Source organism: Vibrio sp. zbq_1, from assembly GCF_043102935.1.
Taxonomy (GTDB): domain Bacteria; phylum Pseudomonadota; class Gammaproteobacteria; order Enterobacterales; family Vibrionaceae; genus Vibrio; species Vibrio parahaemolyticus.
In genome coordinates this window covers 57,433-80,564 of record NZ_JBICJH010000012.1, presented here as the reverse complement: position 1 = coordinate 80,564, position 23,132 = coordinate 57,433, and the positions used below count along the sequence as shown (strand labels likewise).

The 23,132-nt window shown below is 46.7% G+C and carries 17 protein-coding genes and 13 tRNA genes; 11 read left to right on the top strand and 19 right to left on the bottom strand.

All coding sequences use genetic code 11. From position 1 onward, the window contains the following. Positions 1-158: 158 nt before the first annotated feature. Genes miaA through tsaE form a run of 4 tightly spaced genes read right to left on the bottom strand, consistent with a single transcriptional unit; the run spans position 159 to position 5,293 of the window. A complete protein-coding gene (miaA, locus tag ACF8CV_RS07515; RefSeq protein ID WP_025442323.1) occupies positions 159-1,091 on the bottom strand; it encodes a tRNA (adenosine(37)-N6)-dimethylallyltransferase MiaA in 933 nt (310 codons plus the stop codon). Beyond that, positions 1,088-3,097 (bottom strand): DNA mismatch repair endonuclease MutL, encoded by a 2,010-nt coding sequence (gene mutL, locus ACF8CV_RS07510; RefSeq protein ID WP_025589037.1) that lies wholly within the window; start codon positions 3,095-3,097, stop codon positions 1,088-1,090. Before mutL ends, miaA begins: the two co-directional genes overlap by 4 nt. Positions 3,098-3,119: 22 nt before the next feature. Beyond that, positions 3,120-4,835: an N-acetylmuramoyl-L-alanine amidase gene (locus ACF8CV_RS07505; protein ID WP_029559151.1), complete on the bottom strand. Its 1,716-nt coding sequence runs from the start codon at positions 4,833-4,835 to the stop codon at positions 3,120-3,122. Next, entirely contained in the window at positions 4,829-5,293 is a 465-nt protein-coding gene (gene tsaE, locus ACF8CV_RS07500; RefSeq protein WP_005457080.1) for a tRNA (adenosine(37)-N6)-threonylcarbamoyltransferase complex ATPase subunit type 1 TsaE, read from the bottom strand. Before tsaE ends, ACF8CV_RS07505 begins: the two co-directional genes overlap by 7 nt. Before the next feature lie 364 nt (positions 5,294-5,657). Between tsaE and queG the strand changes: the two genes are divergently transcribed. Then, the gene (queG, locus tag ACF8CV_RS07495; protein WP_025555124.1) at positions 5,658-6,785 is read left to right on the top strand and encodes a tRNA epoxyqueuosine(34) reductase QueG; all 1,128 of its coding nucleotides are present in this window, start codon (positions 5,658-5,660) and stop codon (positions 6,783-6,785) included. Between the two features lie 620 nt (positions 6,786-7,405). Here queG and ACF8CV_RS07490 read toward each other — a convergent pair. The 14 genes from ACF8CV_RS07490 to orn all read right to left on the bottom strand — a co-directional run bounded on the left by ACF8CV_RS07490 (position 7,406) and on the right by orn (position 9,565). After that, positions 7,406-7,482 (bottom strand) — tRNA-Met (locus tag ACF8CV_RS07490). 56 nt (positions 7,483-7,538) lie between these two features. After that, positions 7,539-7,614: transfer RNA gene (locus ACF8CV_RS07485), tRNA-Gly, on the bottom strand. Positions 7,615-7,632: 18 nt separating this feature from the next. Then, positions 7,633-7,709 (bottom strand) — tRNA-Met (locus ACF8CV_RS07480). Between the two features lie 35 nt (positions 7,710-7,744). Continuing rightward, a tRNA-Gly gene (locus tag ACF8CV_RS07475) sits at positions 7,745-7,820 on the bottom strand. A 50-nt stretch (positions 7,821-7,870) separates the two neighbouring features. Then, positions 7,871-7,946 (bottom strand) — tRNA-Gly (locus tag ACF8CV_RS07470). Between the two features lie 49 nt (positions 7,947-7,995). Continuing rightward, positions 7,996-8,071, bottom strand: a tRNA-Gly gene (locus ACF8CV_RS07465). 49 nt (positions 8,072-8,120) lie between these two features. Then, positions 8,121-8,196: transfer RNA gene (locus ACF8CV_RS07460), tRNA-Gly, on the bottom strand. A 30-nt stretch (positions 8,197-8,226) separates the two neighbouring features. Beyond that, positions 8,227-8,303: transfer RNA gene (locus ACF8CV_RS07455), tRNA-Met, on the bottom strand. A 55-nt stretch (positions 8,304-8,358) separates the two neighbouring features. Then, positions 8,359-8,434 (bottom strand) — tRNA-Gly (locus ACF8CV_RS07450). Positions 8,435-8,464: 30 nt separating this feature from the next. Next, positions 8,465-8,541, bottom strand: a tRNA-Met gene (locus ACF8CV_RS07445). Positions 8,542-8,580: 39 nt separating this feature from the next. Then, positions 8,581-8,656 (bottom strand) — tRNA-Gly (locus ACF8CV_RS07440). A gap of 19 nt (positions 8,657-8,675) precedes the next feature. Beyond that, a tRNA-Met gene (locus tag ACF8CV_RS07435) sits at positions 8,676-8,752 on the bottom strand. 35 nt (positions 8,753-8,787) lie between these two features. Further along, positions 8,788-8,863 (bottom strand) — tRNA-Gly (locus ACF8CV_RS07430). Between the two features lie 156 nt (positions 8,864-9,019). Continuing rightward, a complete protein-coding gene (gene orn / locus ACF8CV_RS07425) occupies positions 9,020-9,565 on the bottom strand; it encodes an oligoribonuclease (RefSeq protein WP_005456987.1) in 546 nt (181 codons plus the stop codon). Positions 9,566-9,692: 127 nt separating this feature from the next. Between orn and rsgA the strand changes: the two genes are divergently transcribed. From rsgA to ACF8CV_RS07400, 5 genes are all read left to right on the top strand, one after another. Beyond that, complete coding sequence (rsgA, locus tag ACF8CV_RS07420) at positions 9,693-10,757, top strand: small ribosomal subunit biogenesis GTPase RsgA (protein WP_029806204.1); 1,065 nt, start codon at positions 9,693-9,695, stop codon at positions 10,755-10,757. 124 nt (positions 10,758-10,881) lie between these two features. After that, positions 10,882-11,739, top strand: coding sequence for an archaetidylserine decarboxylase (gene asd / locus ACF8CV_RS07415; RefSeq protein ID WP_005496488.1), 858 nt, complete (start codon positions 10,882-10,884; stop codon positions 11,737-11,739). 169 nt (positions 11,740-11,908) lie between these two features. Next, positions 11,909-13,324 (top strand): DASS family sodium-coupled anion symporter, encoded by a 1,416-nt coding sequence (locus ACF8CV_RS07410; protein ID WP_138938202.1) that lies wholly within the window; start codon positions 11,909-11,911, stop codon positions 13,322-13,324. Between the two features lie 266 nt (positions 13,325-13,590). Further along, on the top strand, positions 13,591-15,471 hold the full coding sequence (locus tag ACF8CV_RS07405; RefSeq protein WP_005482186.1) for a methyl-accepting chemotaxis protein: 1,881 nt from the start codon (positions 13,591-13,593) through the stop codon (positions 15,469-15,471). Positions 15,472-15,627: 156 nt separating this feature from the next. Further along, positions 15,628-16,515 carry a DMT family transporter gene (locus ACF8CV_RS07400; RefSeq protein ID WP_005482188.1) on the top strand — a complete coding sequence of 296 codons (888 nt, stop codon included), beginning with the start codon at positions 15,628-15,630 and terminating at the stop codon, positions 16,513-16,515. Between the two features lie 82 nt (positions 16,516-16,597). On the opposite strand, the gene gpmM is transcribed toward ACF8CV_RS07400, so the two are convergent. Next, entirely contained in the window at positions 16,598-18,130 is a 1,533-nt protein-coding gene (gpmM, locus tag ACF8CV_RS07395) for a 2,3-bisphosphoglycerate-independent phosphoglycerate mutase (RefSeq protein WP_005456931.1), read from the bottom strand. Positions 18,131-18,678: 548 nt separating this feature from the next. On the opposite strand from gpmM, the gene ACF8CV_RS07390 reads away from it, so the two are divergent. The 5 genes from ACF8CV_RS07390 to ACF8CV_RS07370 all read left to right on the top strand — a co-directional run bounded on the left by ACF8CV_RS07390 (position 18,679) and on the right by ACF8CV_RS07370 (position 23,108). Then, positions 18,679-19,113, top strand: coding sequence for a rhodanese-like domain-containing protein (locus ACF8CV_RS07390; protein ID WP_005381472.1), 435 nt, complete (start codon positions 18,679-18,681; stop codon positions 19,111-19,113). Between the two features lie 224 nt (positions 19,114-19,337). Beyond that, positions 19,338-19,802: a protein-export chaperone SecB gene (gene secB / locus ACF8CV_RS07385; protein WP_005456911.1), complete on the top strand. Its 465-nt coding sequence runs from the start codon at positions 19,338-19,340 to the stop codon at positions 19,800-19,802. A gap of 196 nt (positions 19,803-19,998) precedes the next feature. Next, positions 19,999-21,036, top strand: coding sequence for an NAD(P)H-dependent glycerol-3-phosphate dehydrogenase (gpsA, locus tag ACF8CV_RS07380; protein ID WP_005496473.1), 1,038 nt, complete (start codon positions 19,999-20,001; stop codon positions 21,034-21,036). 78 nt (positions 21,037-21,114) lie between these two features. Further along, positions 21,115-21,936 (top strand): serine O-acetyltransferase, encoded by an 822-nt coding sequence (cysE, locus tag ACF8CV_RS07375; protein WP_005496472.1) that lies wholly within the window; start codon positions 21,115-21,117, stop codon positions 21,934-21,936. A gap of 26 nt (positions 21,937-21,962) precedes the next feature. Further along, entirely contained in the window at positions 21,963-23,108 is a 1,146-nt protein-coding gene (locus ACF8CV_RS07370) for a murein hydrolase activator EnvC (protein ID WP_005456946.1), read from the top strand. Positions 23,109-23,132 lie beyond the last annotated feature (24 nt).

The window sequence follows — 23,132 nt, the reverse complement described above, 5'->3', positions numbered from 1 at the left end:
TTAGCTAGTGGTGCAATGCAAAAAGTACTGCTTTTGCATCTGAGCTAAACGAATCAAAAATGCACTCTAAGTAATTAGCAGCATAGTATAAAAACTGCCAACAACAGATCCTTTGAGAGTGCGTTCACGCAAAAACGATCACATTATACACAGCTATCTCAATCAGATGCTATTGCTTCTGACATGGTTTCGAGTGCCTGCTCAATGTTATCGCTATCCAACCAAGTTAAGTCATCCCAGCTGCGTAACCAGGTGATTTGACGCTTGGCCAATTGACGAGTCGCACATACGCCACGAAATACTGCTTCATCACGTGTGCACTCCCCATCTAAATACTCCCACATCTGTCGGTAACCAACGCAACGAATAGAAGGAAGATCCGGATGAAGATCTTTGCGCGCATACAACGCTTTCATTTCATCTTCAAAACCCGCTTCCATCATTTTGTCGAAACGCAGTTCAATGCGACGGTGAAGTTCTGCCCTATCCTTGGGAGCTATTGCAAACTGTTTAACTCGGTACGGCAGGCTTTCACCTTTAGTTTGAGTCAACTCAGTAAGAGTTTTACCTGAAATACGATACACTTCCAACGCCCTAGATAAACGCTGGGGATCATTTGGATGTATTCTCGCAGCTGATACAGGATCAATTTCTTTCAGTTCATCGTGCAACACTGACCAACCTTTAGTCAATGCTTCTTGTTCAATTTGCTGACGAATTTCAGGATTTGCAGCAGGAAGAGGTGATAAGCCTTCAAGTAATGCCTTGTAATACAGCATTGTACCACCCACTAGGAGTGGAATTTTTCCTTCTGCAACAATATCATCCATCGCTTGCAAAGCATCGCGGCGAAAGTCCGCCGCCGAATAAGATTCGCTAGGATCTAGGATATCAATTAAGCGGTGCGGCGCTAAACTCAACTCTTTTTCGTCAGGTTTTGCCGTACCGATATCCATTCCTTTGTAGATCAATGCAGAATCCACACTGATGATCTCAACCGGAAACTTTTGACGCAAGCGAATCGCTAGCTCGGTTTTACCTGATGCAGTTGGCCCCATCAAGAAAAGAGCCAAAGGTAGTTTGTCTGTCATGGTTTTAATTTGGCTATCGTGGCAGAGAAATCAACAGCAGATACGAATGTTTTATCGTCTAGTGGCAATTGACCATGCCTTAACTGTTCAAGTTCCGCAATAATTTGAATGGCTTCAGAGAGAGTATAGTGACTCTTGACCGTTGTGACCTGCACAGCAAGCCAATCGATCAGAGCAGGAAGCATCTGAGTTGACGCCTTTTCTCCCTTCATCCACGTTTGCGCGTAAGATAACAGATCTGGCACTAAATTTTGTAAGTTTTGTTGGCGTAATGGTGCTGGCACGCCCATGACCATTAGCGCTTTATCATTTCTGGCTTTTAATTGGATACCCAACTGAGCAAAGTCTTGTTGATAATCTTGTGCCAACTTCACTAAGTCAGTGTCCAACTTCATCGACAACGGTACTAATAAAGGCTGCGCTTTTAACGCTCCTTCACTTGGCGTCAACTGACCTTTGGTGCGATAGAACTCAGCTCGAGGTAATGAAACTAATGCTACGCCGCTGTCGCTGCTCATCAGAACAAATTGTTCATCCACAACGGCCAACGCTTTCCCCAACGCTGTAACTTGAGGCAAACTCACTTCTCGAACGGACTCTATCGATGTCGGTTGCTCAGCTTGTTGAGATTCGAAGTCGGGTGTTTTTAGCAGTTCATGGTAAGCGTGGACTTCTCGCTTACTTGGTGCAGGTTCAGCATGACGCTCTTTACCTACATTTGGTTTAGGCGCAGGTTTGGACTCAATCCAATCCGTTCGCTTAAAGGAATCTGCAATGCGCGCTTCACGCACAGATGAATCACTCGGCGCACGATCGCGTGGCTTTATCTCATAATCAGTACGTCCAGGGTACGTAGGCGTTTTATCAATCGCTTGATACACACGCTCTGGGACAGTAGTACTCACTGATTGTGGCGAGTATTGAGGCGTCGTTTCCGGTTGGCTTTCTCGCTCTTCAGGCTCTGCTCGATGGAACGCGGACTCATTGACTTGCGGCTTATCAATCACAGAGCTTTGTGCCAGTGCATCAGCCAAAGCTTGATAGATAAAGTCATGTACCAATCTTGCTTGGTGGAAACGCACTTCATGCTTCGCTGGATGAACGTTCACGTCCACCTGATGCGGGTCTAGCTCGATGAACAACACATAAGCGGCGAATTGATCCGGCTTTAAACTCATTTCGTAGCTTTGACGGATCGCATGATTGATCAGTTTGTCCCGCATCATGCGGCCATTCACGTAACAATACTGCAAATCGCTTTGCTGACGAGCCCCATCCGGAGTGGTGATCCAACCATGCAACTTGAGGCCTTGATGCTCAAGCTCAATACGAAGCATGTTACGCACAAATGCATTACCACACACCGCCGCTATACGCTTTTCGGTTTGCAGTTGATTCTTAGCCGCACGGTACTGGCGGATAACTTTGCCGTTATGGCGCACGTTGATCGAGACATCAAAGCGGCTCAGTGCAATGCGTTTTAACAGCTCGTCAATGTGAGCAAATTCCGTTTTTTCGGTACGCAGAAACTTACGGCGTGCAGGAGTATTGAAAAACAAATCCAGCACTTCAACCGTGGTACCAATGGGATGGGCAGCAGGCTGCAATTTGACCTGCATATCACGCCCTTCCGAATATGCACTCCATGCTTCTTCTTGTGCAGCAGGGCGAGAGGTTAATGTAAGACGAGAAACGGAACTGATACTCGCCAATGCCTCTCCACGAAAGCCCAAGCTCATGATCGCTTCTAAATCATCTAAGGTATGGATTTTAGACGTTGCATGACGACTGAGTGCCAGCCCGAGCTCATCTTTCGCAATCCCTTTTCCGTTGTCACGAACACGAATAAGCTTGGCACCGCCTTTTTCGATATCGATATCGATTCGGGTTGCGCCAGAGTCGAGGCTATTTTCCACCAACTCTTTGATGACAGAGGCAGGTCTTTCGACCACTTCCCCTGCCGCAATTTGGTTGGCGAGCCTAGCTGGCAAAATTTTTATCGTCATAATGAGTTAGAAGCTCACTTACTTATTTGTTTGGAATGATCAGGACTTGCCCAACAGCAAGCTCGTCCGAGCGCAAGTTGTTTGCTTGGCGAATACTCGCAACACTCACGCCATATTTGGACGCAATCTTACCAAGGTATTCCCCTCGCGCGACTTTGTGCTTGCGAATCGGTTTATCTTTCACTGCTACGGTGATCTTAAGTTTTTGACCAACCCATAAGGTATCGGATTTTAAGTTGTTCTCACGACGAATATCCGACAGCTTCACTTTATAGTGACTTGCGATCTTACCCAAGAACTCACCCGATTTAACGGTATGAGTAATCGTTTCAGTCTCTACTGTAATAGGCTTGCTTGGCACTTGGATCTTGCCAGCTGACGGAATACGCAGTTTTTGTCCAACCGCTAAGCTGGTCGATTTCAACTTGTTCTCAGCCATCAACGCTTTCGAGTTAGTACCGTATTTATTCGCAATCACAGACAGCGATTCACCACGCTTAACAATGTGCACCATTGGTTTAGAGGAAGGTGAGAACACCGTGCCTTCAGGTGGGTTATCTTTTAGATATTTAACCACCGCTTTAGAGATAGCCTGCGCTAACTTATCTTGGTGCGCGCGTTGGAACAGCAGTTTCTCTTCTGTTGGGTTAGAGATAAATCCAGTCTCTACAAGGACCGATGGAATTTGTGGCGAACGCAATACTGCCAAGCTGGTGTTGATTGGTTTGGTGTTGTGTAGATGCGCGACGCGTCCCATTTCACCCAAAATTTCGGTCGCCAACTTGTAGCCTTCTTTTTGCGAATGGCTGAACTGGAGATCGAGCAAAGTTTGGTTCACGTTGCGGTCTTTCGTGTTCGTGACAAATGCATTGCCAGAACCACCGAGCAACTCGGACTGTTTCTCGTGGTTCTCAACCCAACGAGCAATCTCAGTGTTTGCGCGACGCGTATTCAATACGAATACCGATCCCCCACGAGGTTGTGGTGATGTGAACGCATCCGCGTGAACTGAGATTAACAGGTGCGCGTCATTTTCGCGGGCAAATGCAACACGGCGGTTTAAGTTAACAAAGTAGTCACCGGTACGCGTCATGCGCGTTTTGATTCCCGGCGTCGCATCAAGTTGCGCTGCAAGCTTACGAGAAATGCTCAGTACCGCGTCTTTTTCATACTTGCGACGAGATGGACCAATTGAGCCAGGGTCTTCACCACCATGACCAGGATCGATCACGATCAATACTTCTTGAGCACGCTGTACGGTACTCATGTCTTTGCTGGTTGTCGCCGGTTTGCTTGGTTTCGCTGCTGTTGTCGCGGTTTTCTTACCGTGTGGCAGGTCAATCACCAAACGATGCCCATATTGGCCGCCCGGCGTTGGACTGAGTTTGAATAACTCTGCCTGAACGTTTTTCTTTAATTCAAAAACAAGGCGATAGGTGCCTTTCTCTGGAGGCGAGCTTTTACGCACCAATTTAAGCACTGGGCTATCAGAAACGGTCACTGGCAATTTAGCTTGCATGGTGGTGTCTTTCATATCCACCACAAGACGGTCCGGCCCTGATAGAGAAAAATAGGAATAGTCCGCTTCCGAGCCTAAATCGATGACAACACGAGTCTCATCTGGGGAAGGCCACACTCGGAAACTTTTAACGACGTTAGCAAATGCTAAATTGGGGATGATAAGGAGAAAAGTGGCGACAAACGTCGCCACTGCTCTAAAATTTGAAAGACTCAACATAGCTCCAATCGACTGAGTAACTGCACACCGTAATCATTGTTCGCCGTTATCTCAGCGACGCGTTGCTCACCTTGATAACGAATTTCTACATCTAAATCTGGTTGTGGCAGCAATCCTTGCCCTTTTTCAGGCCATTCAACCAAGCAGATCGCATCATCTGTGAAGTAATCTCGGATCCCCATGAATTCCAATTCTTCAGGATCTGCCAATCGGTAAAGATCAAAGTGGTAAACCTGCCACTTATCTAATTGGTAAGGTTCGACAAGCGTATAAGTCGGACTTTTCACGTTTCCTTGATGCCCAAGAGCACGGACAAAACCACGACTGAAGGTTGTTTTACCTGCACCTAAATCACCATGCAGATAAATAGTGGTTTGTTGAGAACAAAGTTGAGCCAGCTCGGTGCCCAGTGCTACCGTTTCTTGCTCATCTTTTAAAGTAAATTGTTTCGTGCTCATTGATGCTTCTCTAACTAATGATCGTTGACTATATAAAAATCAAAAGAACAGGAATAGTAAACCGTGTTGGTTTTGAGAGACAAGCTTTCAAATGTCATATGTGCGAAAAAAGTAGCCAAAAACTGTAACTTATTTACCGAGTATTAACTTTGATCGAAAAGAGTTTAACTCACAGTTATAAGAACGCCGCATATAGCAAAAGGTTCCGTGATACATGCATAATGATTTTGCTGATAAAAACGCGCCAACGGCCATTCAGCCTGAACTTTGAGAAACGAATTTCCGAGTACTAACCTCAACTTTACGGTAGCACCAATAGAATAGATCCGTTAAGATCCCGCCCCCTTTATCTCGGTGATAAAACATGAACTACGAACAACTCGCACAACAAATCAAAGTTTGGGGAAAAGAGCTCGGCTTTCAAAAAGTAGGCATCTGCGACGTTGATCTTAGTGAACATGAAGCCGCACTACAAAAATGGCTAGATGCTGGCTATCACGGCTCAATGGATTGGATGGCTCGTCACGGAATGATGCGCGCCAGACCCAATGAGTTATTACCGGGAACCGTTCGCGTTATCAGCGTCCGGATGGACTACCTACCGCCAGAAGCGCAATTTGCTTCAAATCTCGCGAATAAAAATCACGCTTATATTAGCCGCTATGCGCTAGGGCGTGATTACCATAAGCTGGTCAGAAAGCAGCTCAACAAGTTGGGTAAGCTCATAGAAGAAGAAGTGGGTCAGTTTGGTTATCGCCCTTTTGTCGACTCTGCGCCAATACTTGAGCGCCCTTTAGCCCAAAAGGCCGGATTGGGTTGGACAGGTAAACACTCACTGATCTTAGATAAAGAGTGTGGTTCTTGGTTCTTCCTTGGTGAACTGCTGATTGACCTACCTTTACCAGTCGATACTCCAAGTGTCGACCAATGCGAAAAATGCCGAGCGTGTATTACGTCATGCCCGACTCAAGCCATTGTAGAAGATAAAGTTGTCGATGCGAGACGCTGTATCTCTTATCTCACGATAGAGTTTGATGGTGTCATCCCTGAAGAATTCCGCAGACCGATGGGTAACCGCATCTACGGCTGTGATGACTGCCAACTCGTCTGCCCATGGAACCGCTATGCAGACGTAACCGAACAAGAAGATTTCCATCGCCGGGAAAGCTTTCACAATCCAGACTTAGTTGAATTATTCCAATGGGACGAGGCGACGTTCTTAAAAAATATGGAAGGTTCTGCTATCCGTCGTATCGGTCACGAACAATGGCTACGTAATATATCTGTCGCACTTGGTAATGCAGAATACAGCCAACGGGTGATAGACGCACTCAATGCGCGACTTGGTGAAAGTAAATTACTGGATGAGCACATCGAATGGGCACTTACCCAGCAGCTCAACCATATCCCTTCTGTAGATGCAGAACCGATTGAGACGAAGAAAAAGCGTTTAATTAGAATTGTTGAGAAAGGCTTACCTAGAGATGCCTAGTGCGTAGCCTATATGCAAGAGATTGAAAACACTTTTTGCATGCTCAATACATGACCCTGTTCTCAATTCTGTAATGTGGAAAAAAATTCTAGATTTGATTAAAAATGGGTTGCAAAAAAAAGTTAAACACAACCTGAGTAAATGACTAGGATCAAAAAAAGACAAGGTTATGATCGTATTTTAACGTATTCGATCCGATGAAATAATACATTTAACCTTAAATAACAATAAGTTAAGACCAAATCACCAGCAACCAAGACTTCCTAAAAAAGAAAAGATCTTTCTTTACCCATCAAAATCCTCAAGCTAAAAACACTTTATCAACCAACTTATCCACAGAACGTTATATGTGGATAACTCTGTTAATTAACATAGGTAAAACGCTCCGAACATCATGAAATGATTACGCCAGCCGATTCATATCGTGTTTTAAACACAAACGAAACCGTCCGACATCATTTGATGCGGATTAAGATATGCTTTTAGGGGATTCATGCTTCGCAGCATTATGAAAAGAGCGATGGAATGGAGCGAAAGCCAAAGTGAACTGGGCGGCGCATCCGTGACGATCTGAGAGCTAGAAAATACCAACCACTCAAACTGTAACTATCGTCTGAAATTGGTTGCGGGGGCCGGATTTGAACCGACGACCTTCGGGTTATGAGCCCGACGAGCTACCAAGCTGCTCCACCCCGCGTCCGTATTACGTCACCGTTAAGTACGATGAGAACTTTGCTTTTTCATTAGAGAAAGTGGAGCGACACACGAGGTTCGAACTCGTGACCTTAACCTTGGCAAGGTTGCGCTCTACCAACTGAGCTAGTGTCGCACATTCTCTTAAAAGAATTGGTTGCGGGAGCCGGATTTGAACCGACGACCTTCGGGTTATGAGCCCGACGAGCTACCAAGCTGCTCCATCCCGCGTCCATGTATTATCGCGTAGTGCAATAATATAAATTTGGAGCGACACACGAGGTTCGAACTCGTGACCTCAACCTTGGCAAGGTTGCGCTCTACCAACTGAGCTAGTGTCGCAATGTCACTGTTAAGCACAATGAGGGCTATGCAGTTCACTTTGAAGAAAGTGGAGCGACACACGAGGTTCGAACTCGTGACCTCAACCTTGGCAAGGTTGCGCTCTACCAACTGAGCTAGTGTCGCATGTCACTGTTAAGCACAATGAAGGCTTTACTTTCCACTTAAAGAAAAGTGGAGCGACACACGAGGTTCGAACTCGTGACCTCAACCTTGGCAAGGTTGCGCTCTACCAACTGAGCTAGTGTCGCATGTAATTGTTAAGCACAATGAAGGCTTTACTTTTCACTTAAAGAAAAGTGGAGCGACACACGAGGTTCGAACTCGTGACCTCAACCTTGGCAAGGTTGCGCTCTACCAACTGAGCTAGTGTCGCATATCAACAGCAAATGCTATTGATTGAATTTGGTTGCGGGGGCCGGATTTGAACCGACGACCTTCGGGTTATGAGCCCGACGAGCTACCAAGCTGCTCCACCCCGCGTCCGTATTTCATTGTTAAGCACAATGAGAGCTATACTGTCCACTTAGAAAGAAAGTGGAGCGACACACGAGGTTCGAACTCGTGACCTCAACCTTGGCAAGGTTGCGCTCTACCAACTGAGCTAGTGTCGCATATCAACAGCAAACGCTATTGATTAAATTTGGTTGCGGGGGCCGGATTTGAACCGACGACCTTCGGGTTATGAGCCCGACGAGCTACCAAGCTGCTCCACCCCGCGTCCGTATTTCATTGTTAAGCACAATGAGAGCTATCAAATTGGAGCGACACACGAGGTTCGAACTCGTGACCTCAACCTTGGCAAGGTTGCGCTCTACCAACTGAGCTAGTGTCGCATGTTCTCAAGAAGAGAATTGGTTGCGGGAGCCGGATTTGAACCGACGACCTTCGGGTTATGAGCCCGACGAGCTACCAAGCTGCTCCATCCCGCGTCCATGTATCATTGCTTAATGCAATAATAAAAATTTGGAGCGACACACGAGGTTCGAACTCGTGACCTCAACCTTGGCAAGGTTGCGCTCTACCAACTGAGCTAGTGTCGCATCAACAACGTTTCCGCTGTTCAGGGCTGCGAATTATAAGAGCATTTTTTTGTGATGCAAGTCCTTCGTTCAAAAAAACTTTAATTTTTTACTGAACGACGAAAAAGCAAGCAAAACAATCAAGAATGACAACAATTTAGATCGCAGCCTTAACAGTTAGATCTTAAAGATCGTTTCGCGGTAGTACTTTAACTCCGCAATAGATTCACGGATGTCGTCCAACGCTAAATGTGTGCCCTGTTTAGAGAAACCGTCCAGCACCTCTGGCTTCCAACGACGAGTTAGCTCTTTTAGTGTACTCACATCTAAGTAACGGTAGTGGAAGTACTCTTCCAGTTCAGGCATATGCTTGTACAAGAAACGACGGTCCTGACCGATGCTGTTACCGCAGATTGGCGATACGCCTTTTGGTACCCATTTTTCTAAAAATTCGATGGTCTGTGCTACGGCATCTTGCTCAGAGATTTTGCTGTTCCGAACGCGCTCAACCAAACCGCTAGCCGTGTGCGTGTTGGTGCACCAATCGTCCATTTTGGCTAGCTCTTCTTCTGGCTGATGCACGGCAAGCACTGGCCCTTCAGCTAAAATATTCAGTTCGCTATCCGTGACGATAGAAGCAATTTCGATGATTTTGTGCGTTTCAGGATCAAGCCCTGTCATCTCTAAATCCACCCAAATTAGGTTTTGATCGCTAAAGGACATGGTTACGCCGCCTATTTGTTTATCGATAAAAGAGGTACTATACCTGAAAATACTTGAAACACGATACTCACGAACTTGAGCCGAGAACGAGCTCAATCGCTTGAGTTAACTCACTAAGTAAAACATTGTGGCAAAGAAGAAAAAGTTAACCAAAGGTCAGGTGCGCCGCGTACGCAGCAACCAACAAAAACGCCTAAAAAAGCAAGAAGAGTCCATCCAATGGGATGAGAACATGCTTGGCGCAAGTAAACAGGGTCTAGTGATTACTCGCTTTGGCCAGCACGCTGACATCGAAGATTTAGAAAGTGGCGAGGTTCAACGCTGTAACCTACGTCGTGGCATTGAGTCTCTGGTTTCCGGTGACCGAGTGCTCTGGCGTGAAGGTCTTGAATCAATGGCAGGCATCTCAGGTGTTGTGGAAGCCGTAGAGCCTCGTACATCGATGCTGACTCGCCCAGACTACTACGACGGCCTCAAACCAGTTGCGGCAAACATCGATCAGATGGTGATTGTCTCGTCTGTCTTGCCTGAGCTATCACTGAACATTATCGACCGTTATTTAGTGGCCGCAGAGACACTCAACATCGCACCATTGTTGGTGCTCAACAAGGTTGATTTGCTTGAGGCAGATGACCGTGCAATGTACGAAGAGTGGCTCAAAGAATACGAGCGAATTGGTTATAAAGTGCTGTTCGTGAGTAAAAATTCTGGTGAAGGCATTAGTGATTTAGAAGTGCAGTTACGCGATCGTATCAACATCTTTGTTGGTCAATCTGGCGTAGGTAAATCGAGTTTGGTTAATGCATTAATGCCTGAACTAGAACAAGAAGTGGAAGAAGGCGCAATTTCTGAAAACTCTGGCTTAGGTCAACACACCACGACAGCAGCACGCCTTTACCACATTCCAACTGGCGGCGATCTTATTGACTCACCAGGGGTTCGCGAATTTGGTCTTTGGCACTTAGAGGCTGAAGAAGTCACCAAAGCGTTCGTTGAGTTCCGCCCATACCTTGGTGGCTGTAAATTCCGAGACTGTAAACACAACGACGACCCTGGCTGTATTCTGCGTGAAGCCGTTGAGAAAGGCGAAGTGAGTGAGGTTCGTTTTGAGAACTACCATCGCATTCTAGAAAGCATGATGGAGAACAAAGCAAACCGCCAATACTCACGCAATAAGAAGGCCGATCTGTAACCAGATTATCTGAGCAACTGTGTAAGAATTCTTCACCGAATACTGACAAGCACATTAAAGTTCAGTAACATCACGCGCCCAAAGCGCGAATCTAACAGAACAGACAGAAGTATCGGAATTAAAGATGGACAAGATTAAAGTTGGACTGCAGTACTGGATCCCACAACATGGCCTAACTCGCCTAATGGGCAAACTGGCATCAGCCAAAGCTGGTAGTCTAACCACCGCGGTCATTCGCTGGTTTATCAAACAGTACAATGTGAATATGGACGAGGCAAAGCACTCTGATCCTAAGCATTTCAAAACGTTCAACGAGTTTTTTGTTCGTGAGCTCAAAGAAGGCGCACGCCCAATCACTGAAGGTGATGAGATTATTACGCACCCAGCAGATGCTTGTGTGAGCCAATTTGGCCCAATTGAAGATGGTCAACTGATTCAAGCAAAAGGCCACAACTACTCGGCGCAAGAACTGCTTGGTGGTGATGAGAAACTCGCAGAAGAATTCAAAGACGGTTCATTCGCAACGCTATACCTATCGCCTCGCGATTACCACCGTGTACACATGCCATGTGACGGCACATTGCGCCAAATGATTTACGTTCCTGGTGATCTGTTCTCAGTAAACCCTCTGACAGCAGAAAACGTACCGAACCTATTTGCACGTAACGAACGAGTGGTATGTATCTTCGATACCGAATTTGGCCCAATGGCACAAGTTCTGGTTGGTGCAACCATCGTAGGCAGTATCGAGCAAGTTTGGGCAGGCACCATCACGCCACCTCGCGGTAACACGGTCTACAAATGGGATTACCCAGCAGAAGGTGACAAAGCCGTTATCCTGAAAAAAGGCGAAGAAATGGGTCGCTTCAAACTGGGTTCGACTGTGATCAACCTGTTTGCGAAAGACGCGATTGAGTTTGACGTAAGCATGGAAAACGGCCAACCAACCGTAATGGGCACACCTTACGCCCTGAAAAAATAAGCGAAATTCAGTTAAAAGAGCCCTTTATCAAGGGCTCTTTTTTTATTGATGAAAAGCAAAATTCTGTTCGAAATTTAGACTCTCTTCTCCAAACTCATACCTGCCTCTAAGACCCTAAATCCACAATCATTTATCCTGCGCTTAGGATGAATATTTAGAGGGGCTACCAATGCCAAAGATGAATGTCGGCACACTGGCTAAATTGCTGGTGTGTTTTTTAATTCCGCTCGGCGTTTTGATGATGCCGATTGATGCTATTCCCATTGAAGATCTCACTTTAATTCAGCATCGCTTGTTGGCCATTTTTCTTCTTGCGGCCCTACTTTGGGTTCTTGAGCCGGTTCCCGTTTTTGCTACGTCCATTCTTATTATCGCTCTCGAACTGATCATGATTTCCGACAAAGGCTTGCATCTGTTTCGCAATCCACCACCAGGGCACGATCTTGGCGAGCTAATCAACTACACTGATATCTTCTCTGCCTTTTCGTCACCAATCATTATTCTTTTTATGGGCGGCTTCGCATTAGCGATTGCCGCCTCTAAGTATGAGCTCGATAACAACCTCGCTCGCGTGTTGCTTAAACCGTTTGGCAACCAGCCCAAATTCATCATGCTCGGGCTGATGTTGATCACCGCGGTGTTTTCCATGTTCATGTCCAATACCGCAACAACGGTCATGATGTTAGCGCTACTTGGCCCTATTGTGGCGTCAGCACCGAAAGGTGACTTAGGCATTAAAGCACTGGTTTTGTGTATTCCAATAGCCGCCAATACGGGTGGTATTGCTACGCCAATAGGTACGCCACCGAACGCCATCGCACTGCAATATCTCACTGGAGAAAACACCATCGACTTCCTCTCATGGATGATGATGGGCTTACCTTTTGTCTTAGTGCAATTGACCATCGCTTGGTTCTTACTGCAAAAGCTGTTCCCATCGAGCGAGCCAGAAATGAAACTCAAGTTGGATGGCACTTTCAAAAAGAGCTGGCGCGCAATGGTGGTTTACGTGACCTTCGCCCTCACCATCGTCTTGTGGATGACCACCAAAGCTCATGGCATGAATACGTACGTCGTCGCGATTATTCCTCTGGCAGTCTTTACCTTAACGGGCATCATGGGCAAAGAAGAGCTCAAACTGATCAACTGGGACGTATTGTGGTTGGTTGCCGGTGGTATTGCGATTGGTATTGCACTCGATAAAACGGGCTTGGCAGAAGCACTCGCCCACGCAATTGATTATGAGGCGCTGTCTCCATTTTCGGTGGTGGTTGCACTCTCCATCGTGTGTTGGTTGATGGCCAATTTTATGTCGAACACTGCGACCGCGAACTTGTTGATGCCAATTGCCGCAGCAATCGGGGTTTCCATGCCGAGTTTGGCCGCTGTCGGTGGCTTACAAGGCTTACTGGTTGTGGTCGCATTCTCAGCTTCACTGGGCATGATTTTACCTGTCTCCACCCCACCAAACTCATTAGCTTATTCAACGGGCCTGATAGAAAGCAAAGACATGGCGAAAGTCGGACTCATCATTGGCTTAATTGGTCTGTTTATAGTTTACGGCGCTGTGTTGATTCTCTTCTAACGTTCTGGCTCTGTGAGGGGTTATGCCTTCACAGAGCCCCTTCATTCCCATTACCTCGACTTCGTCCCCCTTTGCACACCATGATGAATAGAGATTTAACATTGCATTGCTGAATAAAAATCACACCATGTGCCTCAAGTTTCATCACTAACTGTCGATAAATTCACTAAAGCCTTTCATGTAACGCTCTGTGCTTGAATCGTCTAAACCCTCTGGAGTCACACGTTGTGACACTGATCTTTTTGTCTGTTTATAAAGGTTAGACAATGAGAAATACCATTAAGTTAAAAATCCAGATTGCTATCGCAGTCATTATCGCCATCGTAAGTGGCGTTCAAGCTTGGGTTTCCGTTAATCAACTTCACGAAGAAACCACATCCACACTCAACCGAGAAATACAGAATATTTCTGAGTCGACTAACCGTTATATCAGCGATTGGCTCTCAATTCGTAGCGATATGATGTTGGCTAACGAACAAATCATCGCCGGTTCTGATGATGCAGATCGCGAGTTATTGCTGACCAAACGCGCGGGGAAATTTCTCTCGGTTTACGCAGGGTTCTCTGACGGCGCTATTGCCTACGGCGATAAAAGCGAATCATGGCCATCCGATTACGACCCTCGAACTCGCCCTTGGTATCAAGACGCGATGGCACAATCTGGGCTGATCATTACCGAGCCATACCAAGATTTTGATGGCAGTATTGTGGTCAGCTTTGCCAAAGCGTTTAACCAAAACAAACAAGGCGTATTGGCCGCTGACTTGGCCGTCACAGACATCATCAACGAAGTATTGAATATCCAACTGGATAACAACGGCTTCGCGTTTTTGGTGGATGGCAACAATAACCTCGTCGCTTATAAAGATGAAAAGCTCAGCCAGAAACCGCTCACCACGTTAAATCCAGAACTGACTCGCGATAAAATGGCCAACTTGGCACAACACGCGAAGCTAGAAACAATCACGTGGCCAAAACAAGGCGACCAACTGATTTATGTTGCTCAAGTCCCTAACACCGATTGGTCTCTGGGCGTTGTGCAAGACAAACAAATGGCTTTTGCCTCCGTTTCGGAGCAAGTGACCTTTACTGCCATTGCTTCAATCGTAATGTATTTGATCATCGCAGCCATTAGCACTTACGTGATCACTCGCCTACTACGTCCACTGCAAACTTTGTCGGATGCACTCTCTGAACTGTCACAAGGTGAAGGTGATTTGACGCAGCGCATCGAGATTGAACGCATGGATGAAATTGGTGAACTGGCTACGCACGTCAACCAGTTCCTTGCTCAGATGCAATCAATGCTAAAAAACATCGTCGAAAACAGTCAGCAGTTGTCAGAACAAGCACAACAGGCGAATGAACTCTCAGCCATGGCGGCAGGACGCGTTGAGCACCAACAAAATGACGTAAACCAAATTGCTACGGCCATTCATGAAATGTCAGCAACCGCTGCAGAAGTGGCAAGTCATGCAGAATTGACCGCAAGTGCATCCCAAAACTCCGCATCTGCGTGTGTGGAAGGTCAAAGCGTTATTCAGAAAAACCGAGAAGCGATTGTGTCGCTTGCTGAGCAAGTGAGTGATGCGGCAAATGTGATTTCTGAACTGGAAGCGAACACCCAAAGCATCAACCAAATCCTGTCTACGATTCAAGGCATTGCTGAGCAAACCAACCTGCTCGCTCTCAATGCGGCCATCGAAGCAGCACGCGCGGGTGAACAAGGACGCGGATTTGCCGTGGTAGCAGATGAAGTACGTGTACTTAGCCAACGCACTCATGGCTCAACAGAAGAAATCCGTACCATGATTGAAACGCTGCAAAGCAATACCAAGCTTGCCGTAAACAGCATGCAAGCCAGCACTAGCTTGGCAGATACCAGCGTGGATTACGCACAGCAAGCGCACGACAGTCTAACCAGCATCACCAACTCTATCACTGAGATTAATGATATGGCGATGCAGATTGCGAGCGCAGCAGAAGAGCAGCGAGCGGTAAGTGAAGACATCAGCCGCAATACTCAAGGTATCAAAGACGATGCAGATGTCATTGCTGAGCAATCACTGAAAAGCAGTGAAGGCGCACGCAGAATGTTCAACACAGCGAACACCATGCGAGAAAACATCAGTCGCTTTAAAGTGTAAACCGCCCCGAAAAAGCAGCTCCCAGAGCTGCCTTTTTATTGATGTTATCTAGGCCTTTAACTTCCCAATAATAAATAAAAAAATGATGGCATTGCTCGTGGCATTTCATGCATATTAAAAGCCCTCAACCCTATTCAACAAGGACGTCTATCAATCATGGGTTACGAATGGCTTGCTCTGTGCGCTGCCTTTTTATGGGCGGTTTCCAGCCTGATTTCGGTTATTCCTGCGCAGCATCTGGGTGCCTTCTCTTACAGTCGTTGGCGGATGGGCTGCACAGCCGTAATTTTGTCGACCATGGCGTGGATAACCGGCGGTTGGCTAAGTGTGTCTTGGGAACACATTACGCCGATGATGGCATCCGGATTGATAGGGATATTCATTGGCGACACCGCACTGTTTGCGTGTTTGAATCGCATGGGGCCAAGGCAAGCGGGCCTGTTGTTTTCCTGCCATGCCGTGTTTTCCACCATCTTAGGTTATTTCCTGTTTAGCGAAAGCATGACGGCCATTGAACTGCTTGGTTCTGCGCTGGTGTTTAGCGGTGTGGTGATGGCGATATTCTTTGGCCGACGCGGACAAACTAACAATGTGCTCGAGGAAATCAAAGGCAACATTTGGGTTGGAGTCTCACTCGGCCTTACCGCTGCAATATGTCAGGCGCTCGGTGGCATTATTGCCAAACCGGTCATGCAAACCAGTGTCGACCCAATCGCTGCATCGGCAATTCGAATGATCAGCGCGTTCGTTGCGCACTGCTTATTACTTATCGTTGGAGTAAAAGTTGCTCGCTCCACCCAACGCATTACTTGGCGTGTTTTTGGCATTACGGCGTTGAATGGCTTTCTCGCGATGGCCGTAGGAATGACGTTAATTCTTTACGCGCTGCGCGAAGGGAACGTAGGTATGGTTGCTCTGCTATCTTCAACCACGCCAATCATGTTGCTACCGCTGCTCTGGGTTTACACTAAACGCCGACCAAACCGATTTGCTTGGTTGGGCGCGGCCCTAGCGGTGATTGGTGCGGGGATTTTGGTTCAGTAATCTTACAAACCAGTCCTTATTACCAGACACAAAAAAGCCCGAGTTTATACTCGGGCTTTTGTCATTCTGAATCGTCAGTTAATTACTTAACTAGCACATCACCAGACATTTCAGCAGGGATTTCTAGACCCGCTAGAGAAAGCATTGTTGGTGCAAGGTCAGACAGTTTACCGCCTTCTTTGAACTCAACCGCTTTGTCACCTACGTAGATTAGAGGCACTGGTAGGTTAGTGTGTGCAGTGTGAACACCGCCAGTTTCAGGGTCGATCATCATTTCTGCGTTACCATGGTCCGCAGTGATCAGTAGCTGACCGCCAACTTCTTTGATTGCTTCAACCACTTTGCCTACGCTTTCGTCTAGTGCTTCGATCGCTTTTTCAGCCGCTTCGTAAACACCAGTGTGACCAACCATATCTGCGTTCGGGTAGTTACAGATGATTGTGTCGTACTTACCAGACTTGATAGCCGCAACCAATTTCTCAGTTAGCTCTGGAGAGCTCATTTCTGGTTGTAGGTCGTAAGTTGCTACTTTTGGAGAAGCAACCAATTGACGCTCTTCGCCTTCAAATTCGTTCTCAACACCACCGTTGAAGAAGAAAGTAACGTGCGCGTATTTCTCTGTTTCAGAGATACGTAGCTGAGTTTGACCTTGCTTAGATAGCCATTCACCGTACGTGTTTTCTAGAGACGCTGGTGGGAATGCTGTTGCTAGAGGGATATCTGCCGCGTATTGAGTCAGCATCACGAAGTTGATTGCTGGGAATACTGCGCGCTCAAAACCGTCAAAACCAGGAACGAATGCACGTGTGATTTGACGTGCACGGTCAGCACGGTAGTTCATGAAGATAACCGCATCACCGTCTTGCATGATTGCGTCTTCTTGACCTTCTGCTTTAATCGCCGTTGCTTTCACGAACTCGTCGTTTTCGTCACGAGCGTAAGCCGCTTCAAGACCAGCAACAGCCGTTTCTGCTGTGAATTCAGCTTTAGCTTGGGTTAGTAGATCGTAAGCAACTTGAACGCGTTCCCAGTTGTTGTCACGGTCCATTGCGTAGTAACGACCAACTAGAGAAGCAACGCGGCCTTTACCTAGTTTCGCGAATAGATCTTGGAAACGTTGTAGTGAGTTTTCTGCACTGCGTGGTGGTGTGTCACGACCGTCTAGGAAACAGTGTAGGTAGATTTTCTCAGCGCCACGAGCTGCCGCCATTTCAACCGCTGCGTAGATGTGATCTTCGTGAGAGTGTACGCCACCTGGAGACATAAGACCCATGATGTGTACTGCTTTTTCTGCTTTCACTGCAGCGTCGATAGCTTCCACTAGAGCAGGCGTTTGTTCGAACTCACCATCAGCAATTGATTTAGTGATACGAGTTAGATCTTGGTATACAACGCGACCTGCGCCAATGTTAGTGTGACCAACTTCTGAGTTACCCATTTGACCATCAGGAAGGCCAACATCCATGCCTGAAGCAGAGATTAGAGTATGTGGGTTGTTCGCAATCAGAGCATCCATTACTGGTGTTTTCGCATTCGCAATTGCGTTACTTGCTGTGTCTTCACGGTAACCGTAACCGTCAAGGATAACTAGAGCCAGTGGCTTCTTAGCTGACATAGTGATGACCTCATCAAATTTAAGTAACTTTTGGCGTAGGGCTTCGCTGCCCTATCTAACCTTGAAACAAAACTAGCGTAATTTTACTACACTTTTTAACCAAAACTGTAGGTTAAGATCAAATAATGTTTGCGATTTAATGTTGCTATCTTACAAGTTAGCGAGCAACCAAGCGTCACCAACAAACGTGTTCCACAAGCATAGTCATTCCCAATACGCTTTGTACACCCAAGCCAACATTCGATGGCACGGCTCTCAACGTTGCCACAAAACTGTCAAAACGGTCTTCTTTTAGAGCGCTCAACATAACTGGCTGAAGATAGGTTCTATTGTTCTCTTTTCTTAGCAAAACAGAAGTCACTTAGACCGATTACTTCGATAGGGAAAAGTGATGAATGAGGATAGGAGAAGGGATGCGATAACAAGGACGTAGCGAGTTTATAGAGATCTCAATTATTCGTTAGAAAATTTTAACCCTCTCGCCTAAGAGGCTTAACCCCGCTATACTCCTGCTTTATTTTTCCGCCAACAGCGTAAGAGCTCAAGACATGCAAGAGTACATTGAATTTTTCCAACAGAACATGATTCTATCTTTGGTTTGGGTAGGTCTTCTTGTCGCATTTATCATGAACATCGTGAAGTCAGCGACGGCAGCATACAAAGAAATCAACGTAAACCAACTGACTCACCTAATGAACCGTGAAAACGGCGTTGTTGTGGATATCCGCACAAAAGATGAGTTCAAAAAAGGTCATATCACCGACTCACTTCACATTTTACCTTCAGACATCAAAGCTGGTAACTTGGGTAGCCTTGAAAACCATAAATCAGACCCAATCATTGTTGTATGCAAGACGGGCCAAACCGCTCAAGAAAGCGCGAACCTTCTAGTAAAAGCGGGCTTTGAAAAAGTTAGCCTACTTAAGAATGGTTTGATTGCATGGAACGAAGCAAACCTACCTTTAGTTCGTGGTAAAAAGTAGGAACGTGGCAAAAACTAAGGTACGCATTTAAACGCGATTTTGCCAAGCCTCGTGGATATAAAACTGAGCAAATAGAAAGCAGTTGAAGCCCTAAGTTGTGACGCTTTGCACGTAATACACGCTTCATCTAGTCAAGGTACATTTGCTCAGTTAGTCTCAGGACAAACCAAATTTCTGAGTTTAGGCGTTTCTAGACTCAACAAATGTTTATTAAGGATTTAAAAATGGCTGAAGCAGCACCTCAAGAAGCACAACAAAACTTCGCAATTCAACGCATCTTCCTAAAAGACGTTTCTTTCGAAGCGCCAAACTCTCCAGTAATCTTCCAAAAAGAATGGAACCCAGACGTTAAACTAGACCTAGACACTCAAAGCCGTGAGCTTGGTGAAGGCGTTTACGAAGTGGTTCTACGTCTAACTGTGACTGTGAAGAACGAAGAAGAAACTGCGTTCCTATGTGAAGTTCAACAAGGTGGTATCTTCACTGCTGAGCAAATGGAAGCTGGTCAACTAGCACATTGCCTAGGTGCATTCTGCCCGAACATCCTATTCCCTTACGCTCGTGAAACTATCTCAAGCCTAGTTGTTAAAGGTACGTTCCCTCAACTGAACCTAGCGCCAGTTAACTTCGACGCGCTATTCATGAACTACCTACAACAGCAAGCTCAACAAGGCGAAGCTCAAGCGTAATTCACGTTTTGTAAGTGACGAGCAGCCATAAGCGCTTTCGTCACCGACTCGAAGAAAATGCACATAGCGTCTACCATCCGATGCAATGTGCATTTTTTATTTCTGACAAAAGTTCCTAGTTCCTAATCCCTAGAGAGCGTAAAATCTGGTGATTATGAACTAGATTCTACTAGTAGAAAGACAATTAGGCGGTAGCATGACACAAGCAAATACAAACAATGCTTACGGTAAAGACATCGCAATGACTGTAATTGGCGCAGGCTCATACGGTACTTCTCTAGCGATCTCCCTCGCGCGCAATGGTGCGAACGTTGTCCTTTGGGGACACGAGCCTGAGCACATGGCTCGCTTAGAGGCGGATCGCGCGAACCACGCATTTTTACCAGGTGTTGATTTCCCAGAAAGCTTGATTATTGAATCGGATTTAGAAAAAGCCGTTCAAGCAAGCCGTGACTTGTTAGTTGTGGTTCCAAGCCATGTCTTTGGCATCGTGCTTAACAGCTGCAAACCGTTCCTGCGCGAAGATTCGCGTATCTGTTGGGCAACCAAAGGTCTTGAACCTGAAACTGGCCGACTGCTCAAAGACGTCGCATACGACATCATCGGTGAGAACTACTCGCTGGCCGTTCTATCTGGCCCAACGTTCGCGAAAGAGCTCGCGATGGGTCTACCAACTGCGATTTCCGTTGCCTCTCCAGATGCAGAGTTCGTGGCGGATCTGCAAGAGAAAATCCACTGTAGCAAAACCTTCCGCGTGTACGCGAACAACGACTTCATCGGCATGCAACTTGGCGGTGCAGTGAAAAACGTTATCGCAATTGGCGCTGGTATGTCAGACGGCATCGGTTTTGGTGCAAACGCACGTACTGCGTTGATTACCCGTGGCTTGGCTGAAATGAGCCGCCTTGGCGCTGCACTTGGTGCCAAACCAGAAACCTTCATGGGTATGGCTGGTTTAGGTGACTTGGTTCTTACGTGTACCGACAACCAGTCACGTAACCGCCGCTTTGGTTTAGCTCTTGGTCAAGGTAAAGACGTTGACACCGCACAAGAAGAAATTGGCCAAGTCGTAGAAGGCTACCGCAACACGAAAGAAGTATGGATGCTCTCCCAACGCATGGGCGTTGAAATGCCGATTGTTGACCAAATTTATCAAGTATTGTATCAAGGAAAAGATGCACGCCTGGCAGCGCAAGATTTACTTGCTCGTGACAAAAAAGCCGAAGGAAAGTAGCACTCTACGCACCTTCGCACCTCATCTGAGAAGAATAGAAGTTGTCGGGTCACGGAAGAACCACTCAGGATATTGAGAATGAAACACTGCGAAAAACAAAAAGTCTGGAACAAAATTGTCTCAGAAGCCCGTGAAATGTCAGAGCAAGAGCCTATGTTGGCGAGCTTTTACCACGCAACCATCATCAAGCATGAAAGTTTGTGCGCGGCACTGAGTTACATTTTGGCCAACAAATTAAACACGGCGTCGATGCCAGCAATGGCCGTTCGTGAAGTGGTCGAAGAGGCATTTGCCGCAGACCCTACCATTACGGATTTTGCTGCGTGTGACATTTGTGCGACGGTCAACCGCGACCCTGCTGTTTCCATGTACTCAATGCCATTATTGTATTTGAAAGGTTACCATGCGCTGCAAGGCTATCGCGTGGCAAACTGGTTGTGGAAACAAGGCCGTCATGCCCTTGCAACGTATTTGCAAAACCAAATTTCTGTGGCGTGTCAGGTAGACATTCACCCAGCAGCACGTATTGGTAGCGGCATCATGCTCGACCATGCGACGGGCATCGTGATTGGTGAAACAGCGGTGGTTGATAACGATGTGTCGATCCTACAAGACGTCACCCTAGGTGGTACAGGTAAAGAGTGCGGCGATCGTCACCCGAAAATCCGTGAAGGCGTGATGATTGGTGCAGGTGCCAAAATTCTTGGTAATATCGAAGTAGGCGAAGGGGCGAAAATCGGCTCTTGCTCCGTAGTATTGCAAGCGGTGCCACCGCACACAACCGTGGCGGGCGTACCCGCGAAAATCGTCGGTCGACCAAAAACAGACAAACCGTCTCTCGATATGGACCAAGGCTTTAACGGTAAATCACAAAGCTTTATCCATGGAGATGGCATTTAACCGTCTTCTGATCCTTTGACAATAATGTGGTAGGTAACTCTCAAGTGCGAAAACAAAATCACCCAGTGCTCCGCTCGGCTATTTTATTAACTTGTGCTTTATCTGCCACCTATCCCCTCTCTTCTTTCGCCGCTAGTCAGCAAGAGCTCAAAGGCGTTTCCAGCGAAATCAATCGCCAAAAGAAGGCGCTAACCTCGCAAGAGAAACAGCTTAACGAGCTGCAAAAATCGCTCAAAGACCAAGAGCTTGGCATTTCTAAGCTGGAGCGAGAAATCAAGCAAACCAAAGCCGACCTTGCTCAAGCAGACAAAAACATCAACAAACTGGAAGAGAAAATCTCCTTGCAAGAAGCCCAGCGCCAAGCACAAGAGGAAGAGCTCAAGCAGTTGCTGCAAACGTATTACGTGACCGAGCGAGCGAAAGCGAATGGGCACTTATTGAATCAAGGTGTAGAAGAAGACCGCATTAGCCAATACTTTCAGCACTTAGCCAAGGCTCGTGCCGAAGTGATTGATGCCATCACCAAAACCACTCAAGAGTTGGCGCACAACAAAAACCAACTTGAGCTAGAGAAAGAGCAGATCGAAACCCTGCTCAAGCAGCAATCAGAAAAGCGTACCGCACTGGCCAGTACGCAGTCGAATCGTAAGCAAACGCTGAACAAAATTCAGAGCAGCATTAAAAACGACAAACGTTACCTTGCTGAGCTACAACGCAATGAAACCCGTCTAAAAGCCGAGATTGCAAAAGCCGCCAAGCGAAATGCGGTACCAATGGACGGGCTCGGCAAACAGCGCGGCAAACTACCATGGCCACTCAAAGGCAGTGTGTTACATAACTTCGGTACGCGTCAAACCGGACAAGTAAACTGGAAAGGTATGGTGCTTTCCGCTAACTATGGTCAACAAGTTAAAGCAGTTTACCCTGGCACAGTCGTATTTGCAGAGTATTTAAGAGGTTACGGTTTAGTGGTGCTGCTTGATCACGGTAAAGGTGACATGACGCTTTACGGCTACAATCAAGCGTTAACCAAAAAAGAAGGCGATAAAGTCACCGCGGGCGAAGTGATAGCTCTCGCCGGAGATACAGGCGGGCAGGACCGACCATCACTGTATTTCGAAATCCGCCGTAATAGTGAAGCACAGAACCCGAAATCTTGGTTAAAGCGCTGATTATCTGACTTATTTACTTGTTGT